Raw genomic sequence first — 18,019 nt, 5'->3', positions numbered from 1 at the left:
ATACCTCACTTAATTGATAATATTTTATTGCACGCATCGACCATCACGACCTTAGGGGCATAATCACGCAATTCAGACTGCTCATAGCTTGCATAGGCTACGATAATGACAATATCGCCTATTTGTGCCTTTCTCGCTGCTGCGCCATTTAGACAAATCTCCCCTGAATCAGGAGCGCCCAAAATCACATAAGTGCTAAAACGTTCGCCATTATTGACATTGAGTATCTCGACTTTCATTCCCTCTAATAGCCCTGCACTCTGGGCTAAGGTCTTATCAATAGTGATAGAGCCAACATAATTGAGGTTCGCATCTGTGACTTGAGCACGATGTATCTTGCTATAGAGCATTTCAAATCTCATCAAAGTGCCTTTGTTTTTATTAGGATTTTAGCATATTTATCCGAAATTTATCGGTTTGCCGATGAAATAACCCTGTGCATAGTCAATGCCTAAGCTTTTTAGCACTGCATAGATTTCTTCAGAGCTGACAAACTCGGCTATAGTGGCTATATGCAAGGATTTTGCAAAGGCAATGAGTGCGATGACAATCTTGAGTTTTTGGGGATTTTGATGGATATCTGTGATAAAACTCCCATCAATTTTGATAAAATCCACAGGGATATGCATTAAAATATCCACATTAGAATACCCGCAGCCAAAATCATCGATAGCAACCCCCACGCCAAGTGCTTTGATAGCTTGGATAAATCGCAAAAATTTTTTATAATCTTTAATCTTTTCGTGCTCTGTGATTTCAATAATCAAATCAGCCCCTAAATTGCGTGATGTGATCTCTTGAAGAAGCCATTGGGATATATCATCGTTTTCGATATCTGAAGCGTTGAGATTGATAGAAAGGGCGATATGCTGGTGTGTCAATACATCAAAGGACTTCTGGATCAAAAGCTTGATCGTGTGCACATACACCAAGGTATTTTTTAAGATTTTAAAAAACTCTTTGGGGTAGATGGTTTGGTTGCCATTTTTGATTCTAGCTAGGGCTTCATATCGGGAGATTTCCCCTGTTTGCATATCGACAATTGGCTGAAAATAGGGCAACAAAGCCCCATCAATCAAAGACTCATAAAGCAGTTTTTTTATTCTGGCTTTTTCTTGGGTGTTTTGCAGAATTTTTTGAGAAGAATCAAAGACACAAAGATGTTTGTGCGTATTTTGAGCCTCTAGCAGTGCGCAAAAAGCCTCTTTGAGCCAATCATTTTCTGCCGCTAAAGACTGATGATAAGAAGCCACGCCCATACGCAAAGAAGGAAAAATACTGATTGTTTGTGTGGGCGAGAGTTTAGCAGAGATAAAAGCTGTGTAAAACTCATCAAGAAGACGCACAAACTCATCTAAAGCCACCGCACTCAAAGCACGCAAGCCAAACAGCCCAAAGCCCAAAACATCGAGTGCATACATATCAGAAAAAAATTTAGCTATTGTTTGGCAGAATTGTTTGTGTATATCAGCAGCAATCTCTGTGCCATGGGCGATAGTGATTTCATCAAAACCCTCAATTTGTATCAAGCTAAAATGATAGATGGGCTGCTGGCAGGCTTTATGGATAAAAGCCCCAAATATTCCATCTCCTATCAAGTATTCTTCTCTAAAATAGGTATCGATAACATCAGTCTTCACTCTTATCCTAACGATAGTCTATATAGCCCTCTTTGGGGAGGGTCAGATCTATATTCTTGGGGAAATAATGCAATATTTTATCCAGAAAAACTTTTTCCCCCAGCATATCGCCTAAGAGTAAAATATTTTTTATACTAAAATTCATCACCATATCACGGGCAAAATTCCCCAAAAACTCCGATAAAGAATCAATAAAACCATAACTCAAAGTCGCCTCATCTAAACCTGCAATCTGAAAACTCATCGCAGAACGGATAATCCTAGGATAATCAAGCCTTAGCACCTCATCATCTCTGATGAGCTTGAAATCAATCCGCGGACCTTTATCCCGAACAAATTTTTTAGCATTGTTTAAAATACTCTCACGCCCCAGCTCAAAACGCTCCTGATAGCCCAACACAAAAGACGCACTCGCAAATATATCAATCAGATTATTGCTCTGTATGGGTGCAGGAGATAAAGCCATGATGCGTGCAAAAATCTCGCTTTGATGTTCGCTAAAATTTTTAACAAGCTTATCTCCATCTAGGTAGTTGTTTTGGAGGTCTTCGATAATGCATCTTGGATTGGCTTCAAAGCTAATAGGTAAGGCAGTTTTATAAGATTCTCCATCTTGCACCCAAAATCGCGTCGGATTTGTCTTACTCAAAAATAAAATAAATTTTTGATGGTTGGGTGGGGGCGTGCTTCTTTTGCCCTCAGAGATATTTTTAGAGCTAGTTTTAGAGCCACTTTTAGGGCTTATTTGGGACGTGCTAGAGGGCTGGGGTTGATGGGTGTTGTAATGAGAAAGCAGAGTTTGGATACTTTGTGTGCTTTTAGCAATGCCTTTATCAATCAGCAAACCATCATGGCTCACGATAATATGGCGCTCTTTGGGGACATACGGGCTCTTATAGCTCAAATCCCAAGCCTTCCCCTTGCTGTCTTTGATATAAACATATCCCATATCTAACTCTAAGGCAAATAGCCCCAAAAGCCCCAACACAAGGTCATAAGGCAAGCACACATCAAGCTCAAAATTATTAGGATTTTCTAGCAGCAAACTAGCAAAAACTTCTTTAGGGCAAAGAGATGTGATAGGCTTTTCATAGCTAGCGAGCAAGTGGGATTGAGCTGTTTGCAAGCGCATATAAGTCAAGACATTAGAGAGATCCCAAAACATAATCTTTTGGCTTTTATGGACAAAGGAGAGTTCCTTGCCTCCTCTTGAGGTTTGGATCAACAAAGATTTGCCCTCTTTAAGATCTGAAGCCATCTTTTGAAAAGCCTTCTTTAGGGCTTGGGGCGAGGGGTTCCAATGCTTTTGTGTGCTATCAGAGGGGGTATCAAGATATGGACTTGAAAATTCAAAGACCCAATCAAAAATCTGGCAAAATTCCCCTGAATTTTTATCCAAAATCTGCTTGATTCTCAAAGCGTCTGGGAAACTAGGCTCCTTGGGAGCAGCAAGGATGGGTCGCAAGGGAGTATCTTCATAGGGCTTGAATTCAATGAAGTTAAAATAAACTGACATCGGTAAGCGTTCGCCGATAGTTTGGGCAAATTCAAGGGCTTCTTGGGGGGTGGCTTCTAGGAGAAATGTATAAGTATTATAATGCTCTTCGCGCTTGAATTGATGGCCAAAGCGCAAAGCCCTATCTTGAGCGTGGTGTTCAAGAAATTCAATGAAATGCCTGATTTGAGCCTTGGTTTTTGTAGAAGAAAAAAGAAATGCAAACACCATCTCAATATCCCCTAAAGGAAAAATCAGCAATATCTTGCAGATCTCTGTTATCAGTTTTCTGGGCTTGCATACCTAGTTCGCTTAAAAATTGAATCGCTAATTCCTCTGCCAAAATGGCTCCTTTTTTTACTTTTTCAGAAAGCCTAAAGGCTGTTTCCTCGCCGATGACCTCTGGGATAATGCCAATAATTTTTACTGGCGGGAGATCGCCTAAGAGTTCAGTGAGCTTGAGCGTCTGGAGCATTTCAACTTCATGAGCACTCCCTGCCCAAGTGATCATTTCAGGAACTTTATCAAAATCAAAATAATACACAGCCCCCACCTCTGCACCCACAACACTGACACAATCAAGCAACAAAACACGATCGTATTCGATAATGATAGGGATCAGTGTCGCTGCCATCGTCCCCCCATCAACAAACTCAACTGTGTGCGGACCTTGGAGGGTATAGTTGAGTTTTAAGAGATTGCAAAGATGCACACCAATCCCCTCATCACCAAACAATATATTCCCAATCCCTAAGACTAAAATCCTCAAAACATCAAACTTTTAAGTCTTTTTTATACCGCAAACCACTGATGATAGCATCAGCTCCACCATTGGGGTATTTCAGCGAGTTCCAAACGACCATATAAATATGCACAGGGATAAAAATAATAAAAGCCCAAGTCAGGAGATGATGGATCAATCTGACATTTGCAAGCCCACCACACAAGACTTCAAACCACTTGAAACAAGTTTCTAGCAAAGCCCCCAAGCCGTTGTGATAGACATTATAATACAACACCACGCCTGTGAGCGAAATCAATAGCACCAAAACAGCTAAACAAAAATAAGTCACAAACTGCAAGGGATTGTAAGCCCCTTGTATATGGGGGTGCTTACCTAGCCATAGATAAACTTTGATTTGGTCAAACCAAACCTTTGGACTCAAACATTGAAAAAATGAGATCCTCTCAGGGTGGCTTGCACGATCAAAAATAAACAAATAGACCCTAAAAATCGATACCCCTATCAAAGCAAAGCCCAAAAATAAATGCCAACTCCGGACATAAGCTTGCAAAAAGTTAGTCGGTTGCGCACTAGAATCTGGCTGCAAAAACGGATAAGCGATATAAAAACCTGTAAAAATCAAGCCAAAAATTGAAAACGCTCTGATCCAATGGAATATCCGTGTGAGCCCTGAAAATTCTTTATAGACTTGGAATTCTTTTTTGTCTGTATGTGCTGTATTTTTCATCATCGCCTCCCTAGATTCTTGCAAATGCAGGATCCACGCTGTATTCGCTGATTGTATTGCCTTTGATATCCATCATATGGACAGAACACGCGATGCAAGGGTCAAAGGAATGGATTGTGCGGATAATCTCTAAGGGCTGGGTAATATCTGCAACTTGCGTGCCAATCAGGCTCATCTCATAAGGGCCTTTCTGGCCTTTAGCATCTCTAGGGCCTGCGTTCCAAGTCGAGGGGACTACAGCTTGATAATTTTCTACCACGCCATTTTTAATCCGCACCCAATGTGAGAGCATACCTCTGGGGACTTGACCGATATAGCGACCTTTGTATTCTTTGTCTTTATCGATGATATAAGGAGCACAAGTCTGCTTATCGGATTTGAGATTTTCTATCAAAGAATTCAGAGTTTGCAAGCCATTATCTACGATAACCTTTGCTTCAATGCAGCGAGCTGCTGTCCTTCCTAGGGTGCTAAAGAGCGCATCTAAAGGCAATCCTGTGTCTTTGAGGAACTTTGTGGCAACTTCTGTGATATAAGGATTTTTTGCAGCCAAGCCCACAACAACAGAAGCCAAAGGCCCCACTTCCATAGGCATTTGGTCATATCGCGGGGATTTGATCCAAGAATATTTCCCGCTAATATCGAGCAGTTTTGTATCAATCGGCTTGCCCTCTGGCCCGATACTCTTGCCATCTTTAAAGCCTGTGTAATCGGGGTTTGTCTGCCCATCATAAGGCTGGAGCTGGATTTCTTTGGTATTTTCATACTGATACCATGAGTGTGTCACTTCTTCTTTGATGAGGTCTTCATTGATGGAGTGGAGCTTGCTGATATCTCCATTGAGCACAACGCCTGTGCTTAGGAGGTTTTTGTCTTTAGAGAGCAAAATCTCTTCATAAGCAATGAAATTCCTAAGCCCACAGCCTTTGATAACTGATTGCTCGTCTTTAAAGGCAATGCCTGCCATCACAAGATCAGGATAATAAGCACGATCCACAAAATCCTTGACTTTTTCAAACTTGAATTGCCACTCTGCTAATCGGGTCGGATCTAAAATATCCATCACAGAAGTCACGCCCCCGACCGTAAGGCTCTGTGGGTGGGGCTGCTTGGCACCAAAGATAGCTGTCATTTTTGCTGCTTCTCGCTGGATCTCTAGGAGCTTGAGGTAATGGGAGAGGACAATGAGATTTTGCTCTGGGCTGAGTCGGTAGGTCTTATGCCCCCAATAGCCATTATTGAACGGCCCTAAAGCCCCTTGTTTGACAAAATCACTCACTCGCTTCTGCACAGCTTTGAGTTCATCTTCGCCTGCGACAATGGGATAATCTGTATATTTAAATGCTATCTTTGCTGCCTTAGCAGGATCGGCTTTGAGCGCAGATGTGATATCGCACCAATCCAATCCGTGCAAGGTATAAAAATGCACCACATGGTCGTGCAAAAACAACGCAATATTCATCAAACTTCTGACTAAAAGTGCGTTCAATGGAGGCGTGATCCCTAGGGCATTTTCTACAGCTGTGATCCCTGCTTTATAATGCGAATAGGTGCAAACCCCGCAAATCCTTTGCGCAATAAACCCCGCATCTCTGGGGTCGCGATTTTTGATAATCGTTTCAAGTCCCCTAAAAAGCGTTGAAGAAGAAAACGCATCCACAATCACATTATTCTCATCTACAATCACTTCAATCCGCAAATGTCCCTCTATTCTTGTAATCGGATCTACCACAATTCGTTTTGTCATTTTATCTCCCTTTTATTGCTCATCTTTAGTTTTTACAAGGCTTGAAACCACGGCGTGTGCTGCAATACCCACAGCTGTAGCTGCTAAAATCACAGTCCCTACGGTATTAGCAGTCTTATCAGCACCGATACCATCATAAGAAGTATGGAAAAGTCTATTGCCAATGGGCTCTTCAAATGGGCTCATTGTGTCCCAAAAGTTTGGCTCAGAACAGCCAATGCAGCCATGCCCTGCTTGTATGGGCCAGCTAGTGTGGGAATTGAAGCGCAATTTAGAGCAGTTGTTAAATGTATAAGGGCCTTTGCAGCCGACTTTATAAAGGCAATAACCCTTTTCAGCGTTTGCATCACCAAAATGTTGCACAAACTCACCTGCATCAAAATGCCCTCTGCGCTCGCATAAATCGTGGATTCTATGCCCATAAGCCCAAGTGGGGCGATTATAAGCATCGACAGCGGGCAATGTGCCAAACATAATAAAATACATAATGTTCCCAACGATATTTTTCTCGCTCGGTGGGCAGCCAGGGACATTGATGATGGGCTTGTTGATGATCTTACTCAAAGGTTTTGCATTGGAGGGGTTGGGATAAGCTGCTTGCACACCCCCAAAGCTCGAACAAGTCCCGATAGCAAAGATTGCTGCTGCTCCCTCTGCAGCATCTCGGCACTCTTGAGCGCCTGTGCGCCCCTCAGCCCCAATGGTCAAAAAATACTCCGTGCCATGTGGGATTCCACCCTCTACCATCAAGATATAATTCCCTCTGTGCTTTTTGATAGCATTTTCTAGGTTTTGCTCAGCTTGATAGCCTGCAGCTGCCATAATTGTTTCGTGGTATTCGAGGTTGATATAATCAAAGATAATCGCATCAATACTGGGATCTTCACTCCGTAATAAACTCTCAGAACAGCCTGTGCACTCTGCCATATGCAGCCAAATAACAGGGACTCTATTGGCAATTTCAGCAGCCTTAGCTGTGAGGGGAGCAAAACTTGCTGGGAGGGCTAGAGTGGCTGTCATTGTGGCTGCCCATTTCATAAAATCCCTCCTATCAACGCCCTTTTTGCTTAACTCTGCATTGAGGTCTTTATCAGGATTGTGCGCTTCTAGCTGGGAGAGCCTTTCTAATCGTTGGTTGATTTGCTCAAACAGGTGGTTGTTATTGTCTGGTTTTTGCATTTTCGATCCTTTCGATCCTTTGGTTTGGTTGGTTTGTGTCTCGAGATTATTGTTTCACCAACTATATTTTATATTTTTTTTCTGAAAATGCAGTATAAAATGAGAAAAAATTTTAAGCCAAATAAACATTATGTAACATAATCTTTACAAGAAAATCAGTCATTTGATAAACCAAAAGATACTTTATAAATTAAGTAATTTTTAGATAAACTGCACGATTAGAGCTTGCCAACACCATTGGTTTATCAAACAAAGCACGAGGAGAAACAAAGTGAAATTCAGTATTTTATTTGGAGGGATCAGCTGGGAGCATGAGATCAGTATCGTGAGTGCGATTTCGCTCAAAAAGGTCTTGGGCGATAGTATCGGGCATTTTATCTTTACAGACGCTTCCCATCGCTTCTATCTGATTCCAGCAGAAAATATGAAATCCAACTTTTTCTCTTCACAAGATTATAAAAAATGCACGCAGCTAGATATCAAACTCGGTGGGTTCTATAGTCACGGATTTTTTGGAAGCAAGCTTTTAAACACTGAAATGCTTATCAATCTCATACACGGCGCTGATGGGGAAGATGGGACGATAGCCTCACTTTTAGAATTCCATCAAATCCCTTTTATCGGACCTCGGATTGAAGCGTGCGTGCTGAGTTTCAACAAATACCTCACAAAGCTCTATGCCAAAGAAAGAGATGTCAAAACATTGCCATTTCAAGTCTTACGCAAGCATAGCCCAAGGAATATTGGCAGCGACTTTCCATTGATCATTAAGCCCAATCGCTTGGGGAGTTCGATTGGTGTTTCTGTGATTTATGCAGCTGATGAGGCTGATTATGCGATTGATAGTGCTTTTGAATTTGACAATGAAGCCTTGATAGAGCCCTTTATCAAAGGGGTTAAAGAATACAATATCGCAGGCTGTAAAGTCGCAGAGGGCAATAACGCCAATAGTGAATATATTTTTTCTATCATCGAAGAGCCCAGTAAAAAAGACCTTTTAGATTTTGAAAACAAATATCTGGACTTTTCTCGAACAGAACAAGTCCTCAAAGCCAATATCCCCGCAGATATGCAAGAAAAAATCAAAGACGCGTTTAAAAAGCTTTATTGCGATAAGTTTGAGGGGGCGTTGATACGATGTGACTTTTTTGTCATCGATAATGAAGTCTATCTCAATGAAATCAATCCTATTCCTGGCAGTATGTCTAATTACCTTTTTGATGATTTCAAGCAAGCCCTCCAAGGTCTGAGCTTACATCTCCCTAAAAAAGAACCCATCAAAGTTTCTTATAAATATATCGAAAAGATCCAAAGGGCTAAGGGCAAATAATGGCCAAACGCTCCATCATCTACCAAGGGTATTGTTTTGATATCGCTTACAAACATATCAACAACCATCAAGAAAAAAATATGGTTTTTTTGCACGGCTGGGGGAGCAATAAAGAACTGATGTTACTAGCTTTCGGTGGCGTTTTCAAGGACTTTAACCACTATTATATCGACTTACCTGGTTTTGGGGATTCGCCCAATGATAAGGTGCTCTCTACCAACGATTACAGCAAGATTATTGATTTGTTTTTGCATACTTTGGGGGTGCGTGCAGATATCATCACAGGGCATAGCTTCGGGGGGAAGGTCGCTTTGGGCTGTAAAAATGATGCAATGATTCTTTTGAGCGCTGCAGGTATCCTCACGCCTAAGTCTTGGAAAGTGCGCATAAAAATCCTGCTGGCAAAAATCTTAAAAATTTGCAAATTTAGAGCAAAGTTTTTACGCAGTGCCGATGCTCATGCACTCAATGAAGCGATGTATCAAGTGTTTAAGCAAGTTGTGTCAGAAGATTTTGCCCCTTTTTATAAGCAATGCAAAAAAAAGGTCACTATCTTTTGGGGAGAAGAAGATAAAGCCACGCCTTTGAGCTCTGGGCAAAAAATCGCAAGCTTGATAGCAGATAACCGATTTTTTGTCCTCAAGGGGGATCATTTTTTCTTCCTCAAACAAGGTAAAATAATCGATGAAAAATACCATTTTCAAGGAATCATTGCAATGAAAACAATCATAGTGCATGCAAAAGGCAAGGTGCAAGGGGTCGGTTATAGGAAATTCTGCCAAGCTAAAGCCCTTGAGCTCAATATCACAGGCACTGCCCAGAATCTTGCTGATGGGAGCGTGGAGGTCTATGCACAAGGGAGCGATATAGCCCTAAAGGCCTTTATAGACGCACTCAAAAAAGGCCCTAGCAAAGCTGCAGTCACCCATTTAGAGTATCAAGACATCTCAAGCAGAGATTTTGACCAATTTAAGATTTTGGTATAAGAGAGGGATTCATGGAGTGGCTAGACACCATTGATGGGATTTCAAGATGGATTTTTATCTTTTGTATCAGCTATTATCTAATCACTGCGTTGCAATGGTATAACTACAGCCTTTATCGCGCTATCAGCAAGCACCACAAAAAGCGATGGCATATTATCCATTTTGTCTTGCCGATTTGCGTGTTTTTGATAGCAGGATTTTATGGGCAAAATATTATTTTTTATGTGTATCTGTATTGTATCCAGATTCCACTTTTATGCTTTTGGGCGATGAACCTTGATAGAAGACTCCATTTTACCAAACGCGTCATTAGGTTTTTTATCATCTGCTTTGCCTTTGTGGCGTTCAATGAAATCCTCACTCTGATTTCAAAAAATTTCAACCAAAACTTGCGTTTTTTATATTTGCTGCCCTTGGTGTTTGGCTATATATTTTCTAAACTCTATGAAAATCTCTTACTCAATCGCTACATACAAATCGCTAAAGACAAGCTCGCTGCAATGGGGTCTTTAAAGATTGTCGCTATCACAGGGAGCTTTGGAAAAACAAGTATCAAAAATTTCTTAAAACAAATCTTGCAAAACAAATACAATGTCTATGCCTCACCAAGAAGTGTCAATACACTCAAAGGACTGATAGAAGATATCAACAAAAATTTAGACTTTGGTATTGACATCTACATCGCTGAAGCAGGGGCTAGGCAAAAGGGCGATATCAAAGAAATCGCTGCCCTCTTAGAACATCAATACGCTATTATCGGTGAGTTGGGCGAACAGCATATCGAATATTTCAAGACCTTTGAAAACATCATAGACACAAAGCTCGAACTCCTAGAATCCAAGCGGCTCAAACAAGCCTTTATCCACGATAAAATCCCGCTCAAAAGCCCTATCGCACAAGAAAAAGCCTCTATTTTGCAACCCTATCCCAATCAAATCAGAAACGCTAGAGCCAATCTCGATGGGACAAGCTTTGAAATGGAGATAGACCACCATTGGTATTTGTTTGAAACCAAGGTGCTAGGAAGTTTCAATATCACCAACATCAGCGCTGCTATTTTGGCTGCATATAGCCTGAAAATCCCCATTGCAGAGATCCAAAAGTCCATAAACAAGCTCGAGCCTATCCCCCATCGGCTCAATCTCTCTTGTGTCAATCAAAAAATCATTATCGATGATAGCTTCAATGGCAACCTCAAAGGAATGCTAGAAGCGATCCGACTCTCTGGGCTCTATCCCAAACGAAAAGTCATCATCACCCCAGGTCTAGTAGAAAGCAGCACAGAAGCTAATATCAAACTCGCTCAAAGCATTGATAAAGTGTTTGATATCGCTATCATCACGGGCGAACTGAACGCAAAAGTCCTATCAGAGCATATCTGCAAACCCCAAAAAATTATCCTCAAAGACAAAGCCCAACTAGAAAATATCTTGAAGGCAAGCACATATCCTGAGGATTTGATACTTTTTGCCAACGATGCACCCAACTATATTTAGGAGGCACTATGGATAGAATCTACTCCCCTTGGCGCAGTGAATACTTTGGATCCAAAAAGAAAACTTGCGTCTTTTGTGATATCAGTGCCTCTCCTGAGTCTGATGAGACCAATCGAGTCATTTATCGCGATGATATTTGCTTTGGTGTGATGAATCTCTATCCCTACACTCCAGGGCATTTTATGCTGATCCCCCATCAGCACACAGATTCACCCGAGCACCTACCCCAAGAGCATTGGCTCCATATCCACAAACTCTCCCAAAAATCTATACCCTTGCTGTATGCATATGGTGCGAGTGGAGTCAATTTGGGTATGAATATCAAACAAGCTGGTGGGGCTGGGATCCCTGAGCATATCCATTTGCATATCCTCCCCCGCTATATTGGAGATACAAACTTCTTCACTACCATCGCAGAGGGGCGCACTTATGGGGTGGATTTTGATGCAACTTATCAAAAAATCAAAACATTAGCCCAAAAATATTTGAAGGAGTGCTCATGAAACAAATTTGGCTGCTATTAGTATTGTGTGTCTGTGTCTTGAACGCTAACAAATATGACTATCTCCTCTTTAGCAATAACTACACAGATGTCCGCAAGGGCATTGATCTTGGTGCTGATGTCAATGCACGCCTTCGTGGCAGCACGCCCTTATATGACGCATCGCGCAAAAACAATATGGATATACTATATCTACTCATCAACCGAGGGGCAAAAATCAACGCCCTAAGCCACGGAGAAACAGCCCTGCATAAAGTCGTCCAATTTGGCAACTTCCGCTTCGCTCAAGCCTTACTCAAAGAGGGAGCAGACCCCAATATCAAAGACTCGATTCGGGGCAACACGCCCTTGCACTATGCTGTCAATAAGCAAGATAAAAATATGATCACGCTTTTAATGCAATATGGCGCAGATATGTATATCGAAAACAACAATGGCGATACGCCTGCGCGCTATATTCTCTCACGCGTCAATGTCCCCTCCATGCAAGTCGGCAATAATGATATTTTACTCACCTCTTCTCCTTTTAATATTGGCCGTGGTTCTGTGGGCTTGCATATCACCAATCTGACACAAAATTTCATCACCATCACCTATAGTGCCTTTTATATCAATGGAGATCTGATCTCAGAAACGAGCCTAAATCGCACGCTCCCTCCAAAAGCTGCAGCCAACATAGGCTCTCTCCCTATCACAAGAGATGCTTACAAAAGCCTCTCTATCAAGCGATCAGGCAGTGTGAATATCCGCTATGGCTTTGCAATCGAATATAGTATTGATGGGAGCGGGGAAAGTATGTATAAAACCACTAAGATCCAAATGCAAGTGTGGTAGGTCTAAGCCTTGCTTGTCTGCGTGATTTGAGCTTGTAGGCAATACAAACCATCAGAAATCTCTATCACATCAGAGGGCTGGAGTTTCTCTAAAGATGTGATTTTGCCTTGATACAAAATCTGTGCATAGCCTGATTGGACAAAGTTTTTAGGATTTTTAGACTCCAAAGAAAGCTGCATTTCTTGGATACTCGCTGCCTTAGCACTCAAAAATCCCTCCATCTTGAGCTCTAAGGGCAGAGTCGATAAAAGCTGCGCTTTAAAATCAAGCATATTTTGAAAACTCTGGCAAAAATACCCCCTCAATGCTTCAATCTCACTCCACGCCCTCTGGAATTTTGCCTCATAGCTGACTTGCTCAAAGCCTTGTATCAAAGCCTTGCAAGCCTGCTCTTGTGTGCAAAGGAATTTATCAACCACCCCTTGGAGCAAATCACTCATCTCATCAAGACGCATTAGCCACTCCCTTTGGTCTGGCAATACCATCTCCATACACGCAGATGGCGTAGGCGCACGCAAATCAGCCACAAAATCACTGATGACAAAATCAATTTCATGGCCAACAGCTGAAACAATAGGTGTTTGCGCTTTAAAAATCGCATCAGCGACTATCTCTTCATTGAACGCCCATAAATCCTCAATACTCCCACCCCCACGCGCAACCACAATCACATCAAACCCCTCTGGTGTGCCATAAAAGCTATCAGCATAGCCGATATTTTTTGCAATATCAAACTTCGCCCCCTCGCCTTGGACTAAGGTATTGATCCCAACGAGCACACACAAGGGCCAACGGCTCTGGGCAACGCGCTTCATATCTTGGAGGGCTGCCCCTGTGCTTGAGGTGATGAGGGCAATTCTAGTAGGGAAAGGTGGGAGCTTTTTCTTTGCTTGGATATCAAAATATCCCTTTTGCTCTAAAGCACTCTTTAGCTGTTCATAAGCCAAGCTCAAAGCCCCAAACCCACTAGGTTCTAACATCTTGCAAGTGATCTGATATTCCCCTCTAGGGACATACACACTCAAAGCCCCATAAACAATAATCTTCACTCCATTTGCTAGCTCAAAGCGCACTTTTTGTGCATTGCCCTTGAAAAGCACGCACCGAATCGAGGAGCCTTCATCTTTGATACTAAAATATATATGCCCACTGCTGTGCTTGGTGAGATTACTGATTTCACCCATAACACTGACATTTAAAAATGTGCTTTCCATCAAGGATTTGACCTGCGTATTGAGTGCAGAAACACTCAAAATATGCTCGTTCAAGACCCCACCACCAAACGATGGATATCATTATAAAGCCCCAAAGCCATCAAGCCCATCAAAAGCGCCCAACCTACTATCGTGAGATAGTATTGACTAGTTTGAGAAAGCTGCTTGCGTGTGAGTATTGCATAGAGATTGAATAATATCTGCCCCCCATCAAGCGCAGGTATGGGCAATAGATTCAAAACACCCAAATTGATAGAAATCAACGCCACCAAAACAAACAAGGTCATCACCCCACTCTGCCCTGCTTGCGCGATAAAATCAACAATACTCACTACGCCCCCCACCTCAGAAACACTCACCACGCCCACAAGGATTTTTTCCACACTCTCTAAAATCAGTTTTGAGCCATCATAAGTCTTTAAAATAGCGTATTTTAGAGCATCTTTGAAGCCATAAGAAACCACACCCACCTCGCCTTTTGCCACAATACCAATAAAATTCCGTTCAATATTTTCACCAAAAATATTTTTTGCGGGCATTTTTTTTGGATAGATAGTTGTTTGCAGTTCTTTGCCATCACGCACAAACTCAATACGCACAGCTTCTTTTGCCTGCATGATTGCCAAAGAGAGATCTTGCCAATTATGCACTTGAGTGCCATTGACAGATACAATGCGATCATCATATTGCAAGCCACTCTCGCTAGCAGGCATATGCGCTTGGAGCTCCCCGATGACAGGTAAGACCATCTTTTGCCCCACAAGCGCTACCCCCATATAAATACACAATGCGAGCAAAAAGTTGAATCCCGGACCTGCTAAAAGGATACAAATGCGTTTCCAAGGGGCTTTGGCACTATAGCTATCCGTATCTTGGCTGTAAGCTAAAGGATCGGTGTCATCTTGACCTTTGAGCTTCACATACCCCCCAAGCGGGATACTTGAAATCGCATATTGCGTCTGCCCAAAAGTCTTGCACAAGAGCTTTTTCCCAAAGCCGATACTAAAGACCTCAACCCTCACTCCAAAAGCCCTAGCAACTAGAAAATGCCCCAATTCGTGAAAAAAAATCAAAAAAGACAGAATCAAAATAGCAATAACAATCCACATCACTGCATACTTTTATAATATCTATAGACATAATCGCCCCCTGAATACAAGGTCGCAAAAGTCGCAATCCAAAGCAAAATCTCTCCACCTGGAAAAAAATCTGCCAACAAAAAAGCGATCGCTAAAATCTGTATGCCTGTTTTGTATTTACCCAGCATATTTGCTGCAATGGACTTGCCCGTGCTAGCGACAACTACGCGCAAACCTGTGATAAAAAACTCCCGACTCAAAATAATAAACACAGCCCAAGGATTTGCCTTAGAAGCAATCAAAAGCCCAATGAAGGCTGAGAGTATCAGCATTTTATCAGCCAAAGGGTCAAAAACCTCGCCAAATATAGATTTTGAGTGATAATTTCTTGCGATATAGCCATCAAAAAAATCCGTCAAAGAAGCGATACAAAAAATCAAACAAGAAAAATAATGCACCCAGCTCCCATTGACCCATGAGGGCAAAATATCCCGTCCATACAAGATAAAAAAGAGCAGAAAGATTGATAAAAATATCCTTGAAATTGTCAAAATATTCGGTAAATTTCTCAAAGCTAGAGCCCTTCTTGTTTTGGATATTTTACAACACTCTTTGTGAATCCTCAATCATCTTGCAATCAAATATGTGATTTGTTTGAGCCTAAAAAACCCACTCACCATCATCAATCCACCCATCAGCATTCCCAAAAGCGATATCAAGGATAAAAACGACCCCAACTGCCCCATAAAAGCAAACACGACATTGGCTATAAGCATTAGCACAACCGAACCTGCAAAGAAATTAAAGCCATTTGAAAAAATCCTATCCCCACTCAAAGCAGATAAGATGGAGCATATTTTATAACCCCAATAAATACTCAAGCCAAAATACACCATACCCCCAACAAACACCAACGCAAAAAACAGCATATGTGCACTTGTATCCCCCAAGAGAGTCTGCAAATCAGCTACAGACATCTCAAAAATCCAAGTCCCTAAAAATAGCTTAAAAGCCAAATGCACCACCACCAAAAATATAGCCAAGCCCACGATAGAAAGCATATAATTTTTAAATAAAATCTGACTTTGTGCGAGCTTTGAAAGGCGATAAAACCCTGCGATATTGGATGCAAAAAACGCCCCAACAAGCCCCCAATGCAACAAGCTCACAATCCCCCCTTGAGGCAAAAACAAGCTCACCCCCACCAACAAAGCATAGACCAATATACTGATAATCAAAAGATTTTTTGTGATCCTCAACTCTTTGTTGTCCTTGACATACAAAGTCACTGACTGCAACATTTTATCCTTTCTTAAAGAGTGCTATCCCATTGCGATTTTGGGATATGAGTGGATTATTTAAATGTCGTCCCACCATCAATCACGATAGTCTGCCCTGTGAGCCAAGCACTCTGTGTGTCATCACACAAGAAAAATGCCGCCCCTGCTAAATCCTCTGGTGTCCCCATGCGATTGAGCGGGGATTGCTCTTCTACGGCTGCTTTGATTTGTTCATAATCAGGGAAAGCCCTCAAAGCGTCTGTATCGATAGGCCCCCCACTGACTGCATTGACACGAATCCCCCAGCCACCGAGCTCTACAGCTGCATATTTAACCATCGTTTCCACAGCATTTTTAGAGTTGCCATGCCCTGCATAGTTGGGCATATAGACCAAATTGCCCGTAGAGCTTAAAGACACGATAGCCCCCCCACCGAGCTCTTTCATGCGCTTAGCAGCTTCTTGAGCCCCCACGACAAAAGCAAGCACTGTAGCTGTATAGATGTTATTGAGTCCTCTGGGCTTGAGCCGCATAAAAGGCGCAAACCCACCGGCCACAGACTTCCCATAGATGATTGCATTGGATATAAAAAAGTCTACGCGATTGAAATCTGCGTCTATTTTTTTAAAAAGCTCGATATATTGCTCAGGCTCTAAGACATTTAAGCAGTAATATTTTGCTTTGATACCATATTTGCTCTGGACATCTTGGGCGATTTTTTGGGCTTCTTCTTCGTTTTTATTATAAGTAAAAGCGACATCAACTCCATTTTGAGCAAATTTATAAAGAATAGCCTTGCCAATACCTCTAGTAGCCCCACTGATGACTAGAGTCTTCCCTTTCATGTATTCTGTCGTATTTTGCAAACTTGTCATTTTAACACCTCATAATTTTGTAAAGTTTTCTCTATTCGTTGCATATTTTCTTTGCTTGGCATTACCAAAGGAAGACGATATTCTAGATTTTTTATCAGTCCAGCCAAATACATCGCAGCTTTTATTGGAATGGGATTGCTCTCACAAAACAAAACTCTATTTATATCATAAAGTTCATTATTTATTCTTTTAGAAGCAGACAAATCCCCATTGAGGGCATATTTTGTCAGTGCAGAAATCTTATCAGGCAAGAGATTCCCGCTCACAGAAATCACTCCCTTGCCCCCATTGGCTAAAATAGGGTAATTGATCGCATCTTCGCCACTAAAGACTTCCATTTTTTCTGCGTTTTGATTGAGTTCGATAATCCGTTCCATCGAGCCTGAAGCTTCTTTGATAGCAAAGATATTTTTAACCTCTTTAAAAAGCTTGATAGCTGTTTCTACCTCGATACTCACGCCTGTGCGCGCAGGGACATTATAGAGCATTAAGGGAATCTCTACAGAATGTGCTACAGCCTTATAATGCTCATAAAGCCCTGCTTGTGAGGGCTTGTTGTAATAAGGACTCACGCACAAAATACCATCAGCACCGCTTTTTTGTGCAAATTGTGCCAATTCAATGGCCTCAGAAGTCGCATTGCTCCCTGCTCCTGCTAGCACCTTCACGCCACTCCCTTTGCAAACATTGACAGCGATTTCAATGCATTGCATGTGCTCTTTGTGCGTGAGTGTGGCTGACTCCCCTGTCGTGCCTACAGGGACACAAGCGTCCATACCATAGCGTATCTGCCTTTGGATCAGATATTCATAAGCTTCCTCATCAATCGATGTATTTTTAAAAGGAGTGATCAAAGCACTCATAGCCCCTTGTAACATCAAATACCTCCC

The 18,019-nt window shown here is 41.9% G+C and carries 18 protein-coding genes and 1 pseudogene; 6 read left to right on the top strand and 13 right to left on the bottom strand.

Annotation, left to right across the window (positions count from 1 at the left end):
- Positions 1 to 5: 5 nt before the first annotated feature.
- Genes panD through BKH46_RS06670 form a run of 7 tightly spaced genes read right to left on the bottom strand, consistent with a single transcriptional unit; the run spans position 6 to position 7,533 of the window.
- Positions 6 to 362, bottom strand: a complete 357-nt coding sequence (gene panD / locus BKH46_RS06700) for an aspartate 1-decarboxylase (RefSeq protein WP_095226067.1) — start codon at positions 360 to 362, stop codon at positions 6 to 8.
- Between the two features lie 36 nt (positions 363 to 398).
- The gene (locus tag BKH46_RS06695; protein WP_095226066.1) at positions 399 to 1,640 is read right to left on the bottom strand and encodes an EAL domain-containing protein; all 1,242 of its coding nucleotides are present in this window, start codon (positions 1,638 to 1,640) and stop codon (positions 399 to 401) included.
- Between the two features lie 7 nt (positions 1,641 to 1,647).
- Positions 1,648 to 3,366 carry a hypothetical protein gene (locus tag BKH46_RS06690; protein WP_095226065.1) on the bottom strand — a complete coding sequence of 573 codons (1,719 nt, stop codon included), beginning with the start codon at positions 3,364 to 3,366 and terminating at the stop codon, positions 1,648 to 1,650.
- Position 3,367: 1 nt separating this feature from the next.
- Entirely contained in the window at positions 3,368 to 3,904 is a 537-nt protein-coding gene (locus tag BKH46_RS06685) for a HyaD/HybD family hydrogenase maturation endopeptidase (protein ID WP_095226064.1), read from the bottom strand.
- Between the two features lie 4 nt (positions 3,905 to 3,908).
- Complete coding sequence (gene cybH / locus BKH46_RS06680; protein ID WP_095226063.1) at positions 3,909 to 4,607, bottom strand: Ni/Fe-hydrogenase, b-type cytochrome subunit; 699 nt, start codon at positions 4,605 to 4,607, stop codon at positions 3,909 to 3,911.
- A gap of 10 nt (positions 4,608 to 4,617) precedes the next feature.
- The gene (locus BKH46_RS06675) at positions 4,618 to 6,354 is read right to left on the bottom strand and encodes a nickel-dependent hydrogenase large subunit (protein ID WP_095226062.1); all 1,737 of its coding nucleotides are present in this window, start codon (positions 6,352 to 6,354) and stop codon (positions 4,618 to 4,620) included.
- 12 nt (positions 6,355 to 6,366) lie between these two features.
- The gene (locus tag BKH46_RS06670) at positions 6,367 to 7,533 is read right to left on the bottom strand and encodes a hydrogenase small subunit (protein WP_095226061.1); all 1,167 of its coding nucleotides are present in this window, start codon (positions 7,531 to 7,533) and stop codon (positions 6,367 to 6,369) included.
- A gap of 271 nt (positions 7,534 to 7,804) precedes the next feature.
- Between BKH46_RS06670 and BKH46_RS06665 the strand changes: the two genes are divergently transcribed.
- The 6 genes and pseudogenes from BKH46_RS06665 to BKH46_RS06645 all read left to right on the top strand — a co-directional run bounded on the left by BKH46_RS06665 (position 7,805) and on the right by BKH46_RS06645 (position 12,681).
- Positions 7,805 to 8,863 (top strand): D-alanine--D-alanine ligase, encoded by a 1,059-nt coding sequence (locus BKH46_RS06665; RefSeq protein WP_095226060.1) that lies wholly within the window; start codon positions 7,805 to 7,807, stop codon positions 8,861 to 8,863.
- A pseudogene (locus tag BKH46_RS06660) lies at positions 8,863 to 9,549 on the top strand (alpha/beta hydrolase); the annotation flags it as partial. The gene BKH46_RS06665 and the pseudogene BKH46_RS06660, both read left to right, overlap by 1 nt.
- A 30-nt stretch (positions 9,550 to 9,579) precedes the next feature.
- Entirely contained in the window at positions 9,580 to 9,849 is a 270-nt protein-coding gene (locus BKH46_RS09745; RefSeq protein WP_253248325.1) for an acylphosphatase, read from the top strand.
- Positions 9,850 to 9,860: 11 nt separating this feature from the next.
- On the top strand, positions 9,861 to 11,345 hold the full coding sequence (murF, locus tag BKH46_RS06655) for a UDP-N-acetylmuramoyl-tripeptide--D-alanyl-D-alanine ligase (protein WP_095226058.1): 1,485 nt from the start codon (positions 9,861 to 9,863) through the stop codon (positions 11,343 to 11,345).
- A gap of 8 nt (positions 11,346 to 11,353) precedes the next feature.
- The gene (locus tag BKH46_RS06650) at positions 11,354 to 11,848 is read left to right on the top strand and encodes an HIT domain-containing protein (protein WP_095226057.1); all 495 of its coding nucleotides are present in this window, start codon (positions 11,354 to 11,356) and stop codon (positions 11,846 to 11,848) included.
- The gene (locus tag BKH46_RS06645; protein ID WP_095226056.1) at positions 11,845 to 12,681 is read left to right on the top strand and encodes an ankyrin repeat domain-containing protein; all 837 of its coding nucleotides are present in this window, start codon (positions 11,845 to 11,847) and stop codon (positions 12,679 to 12,681) included. The genes BKH46_RS06650 and BKH46_RS06645 overlap by 4 nt, the downstream gene beginning before the upstream one ends.
- Before the next feature lie 2 nt (positions 12,682 to 12,683).
- On the opposite strand, the gene xseA is transcribed toward BKH46_RS06645, so the two are convergent.
- Genes xseA through dapA form a run of 6 tightly spaced genes read right to left on the bottom strand, consistent with a single transcriptional unit; the run spans position 12,684 to position 18,007 of the window.
- A complete protein-coding gene (xseA, locus tag BKH46_RS06640) occupies positions 12,684 to 13,949 on the bottom strand; it encodes an exodeoxyribonuclease VII large subunit (RefSeq protein ID WP_095226055.1) in 1,266 nt (421 codons plus the stop codon).
- The gene (gene rseP, locus BKH46_RS06635) at positions 13,946 to 15,004 is read right to left on the bottom strand and encodes an RIP metalloprotease RseP (protein ID WP_095226054.1); all 1,059 of its coding nucleotides are present in this window, start codon (positions 15,002 to 15,004) and stop codon (positions 13,946 to 13,948) included. Before rseP ends, xseA begins: the two co-directional genes overlap by 4 nt.
- Positions 15,004 to 15,546, bottom strand: a complete 543-nt coding sequence (gene pgsA / locus BKH46_RS06630; RefSeq protein ID WP_095226053.1) for a CDP-diacylglycerol--glycerol-3-phosphate 3-phosphatidyltransferase — start codon at positions 15,544 to 15,546, stop codon at positions 15,004 to 15,006. The genes rseP and pgsA overlap by 1 nt, the downstream gene beginning before the upstream one ends.
- Positions 15,547 to 15,600: 54 nt before the next feature.
- Complete coding sequence (locus BKH46_RS06625; protein ID WP_095226052.1) at positions 15,601 to 16,275, bottom strand: hypothetical protein; 675 nt, start codon at positions 16,273 to 16,275, stop codon at positions 15,601 to 15,603.
- A 53-nt stretch (positions 16,276 to 16,328) separates the two neighbouring features.
- The gene (locus tag BKH46_RS06620; protein ID WP_095226051.1) at positions 16,329 to 17,129 is read right to left on the bottom strand and encodes an enoyl-ACP reductase; all 801 of its coding nucleotides are present in this window, start codon (positions 17,127 to 17,129) and stop codon (positions 16,329 to 16,331) included.
- On the bottom strand, positions 17,126 to 18,007 hold the full coding sequence (gene dapA, locus BKH46_RS06615) for a 4-hydroxy-tetrahydrodipicolinate synthase (protein ID WP_095226050.1): 882 nt from the start codon (positions 18,005 to 18,007) through the stop codon (positions 17,126 to 17,128). Before dapA ends, BKH46_RS06620 begins: the two co-directional genes overlap by 4 nt.
- Between the last annotated feature and the right edge of the window lie 12 nt (positions 18,008 to 18,019).

Origin of the sequence: Helicobacter sp. 12S02634-8, from assembly GCF_002272865.1 — a bacterium.
GTDB lineage: Bacteria > Campylobacterota > Campylobacteria > Campylobacterales > Helicobacteraceae > Helicobacter_J.
This window is presented reverse-complemented; position numbering and strand designations above follow the sequence as displayed.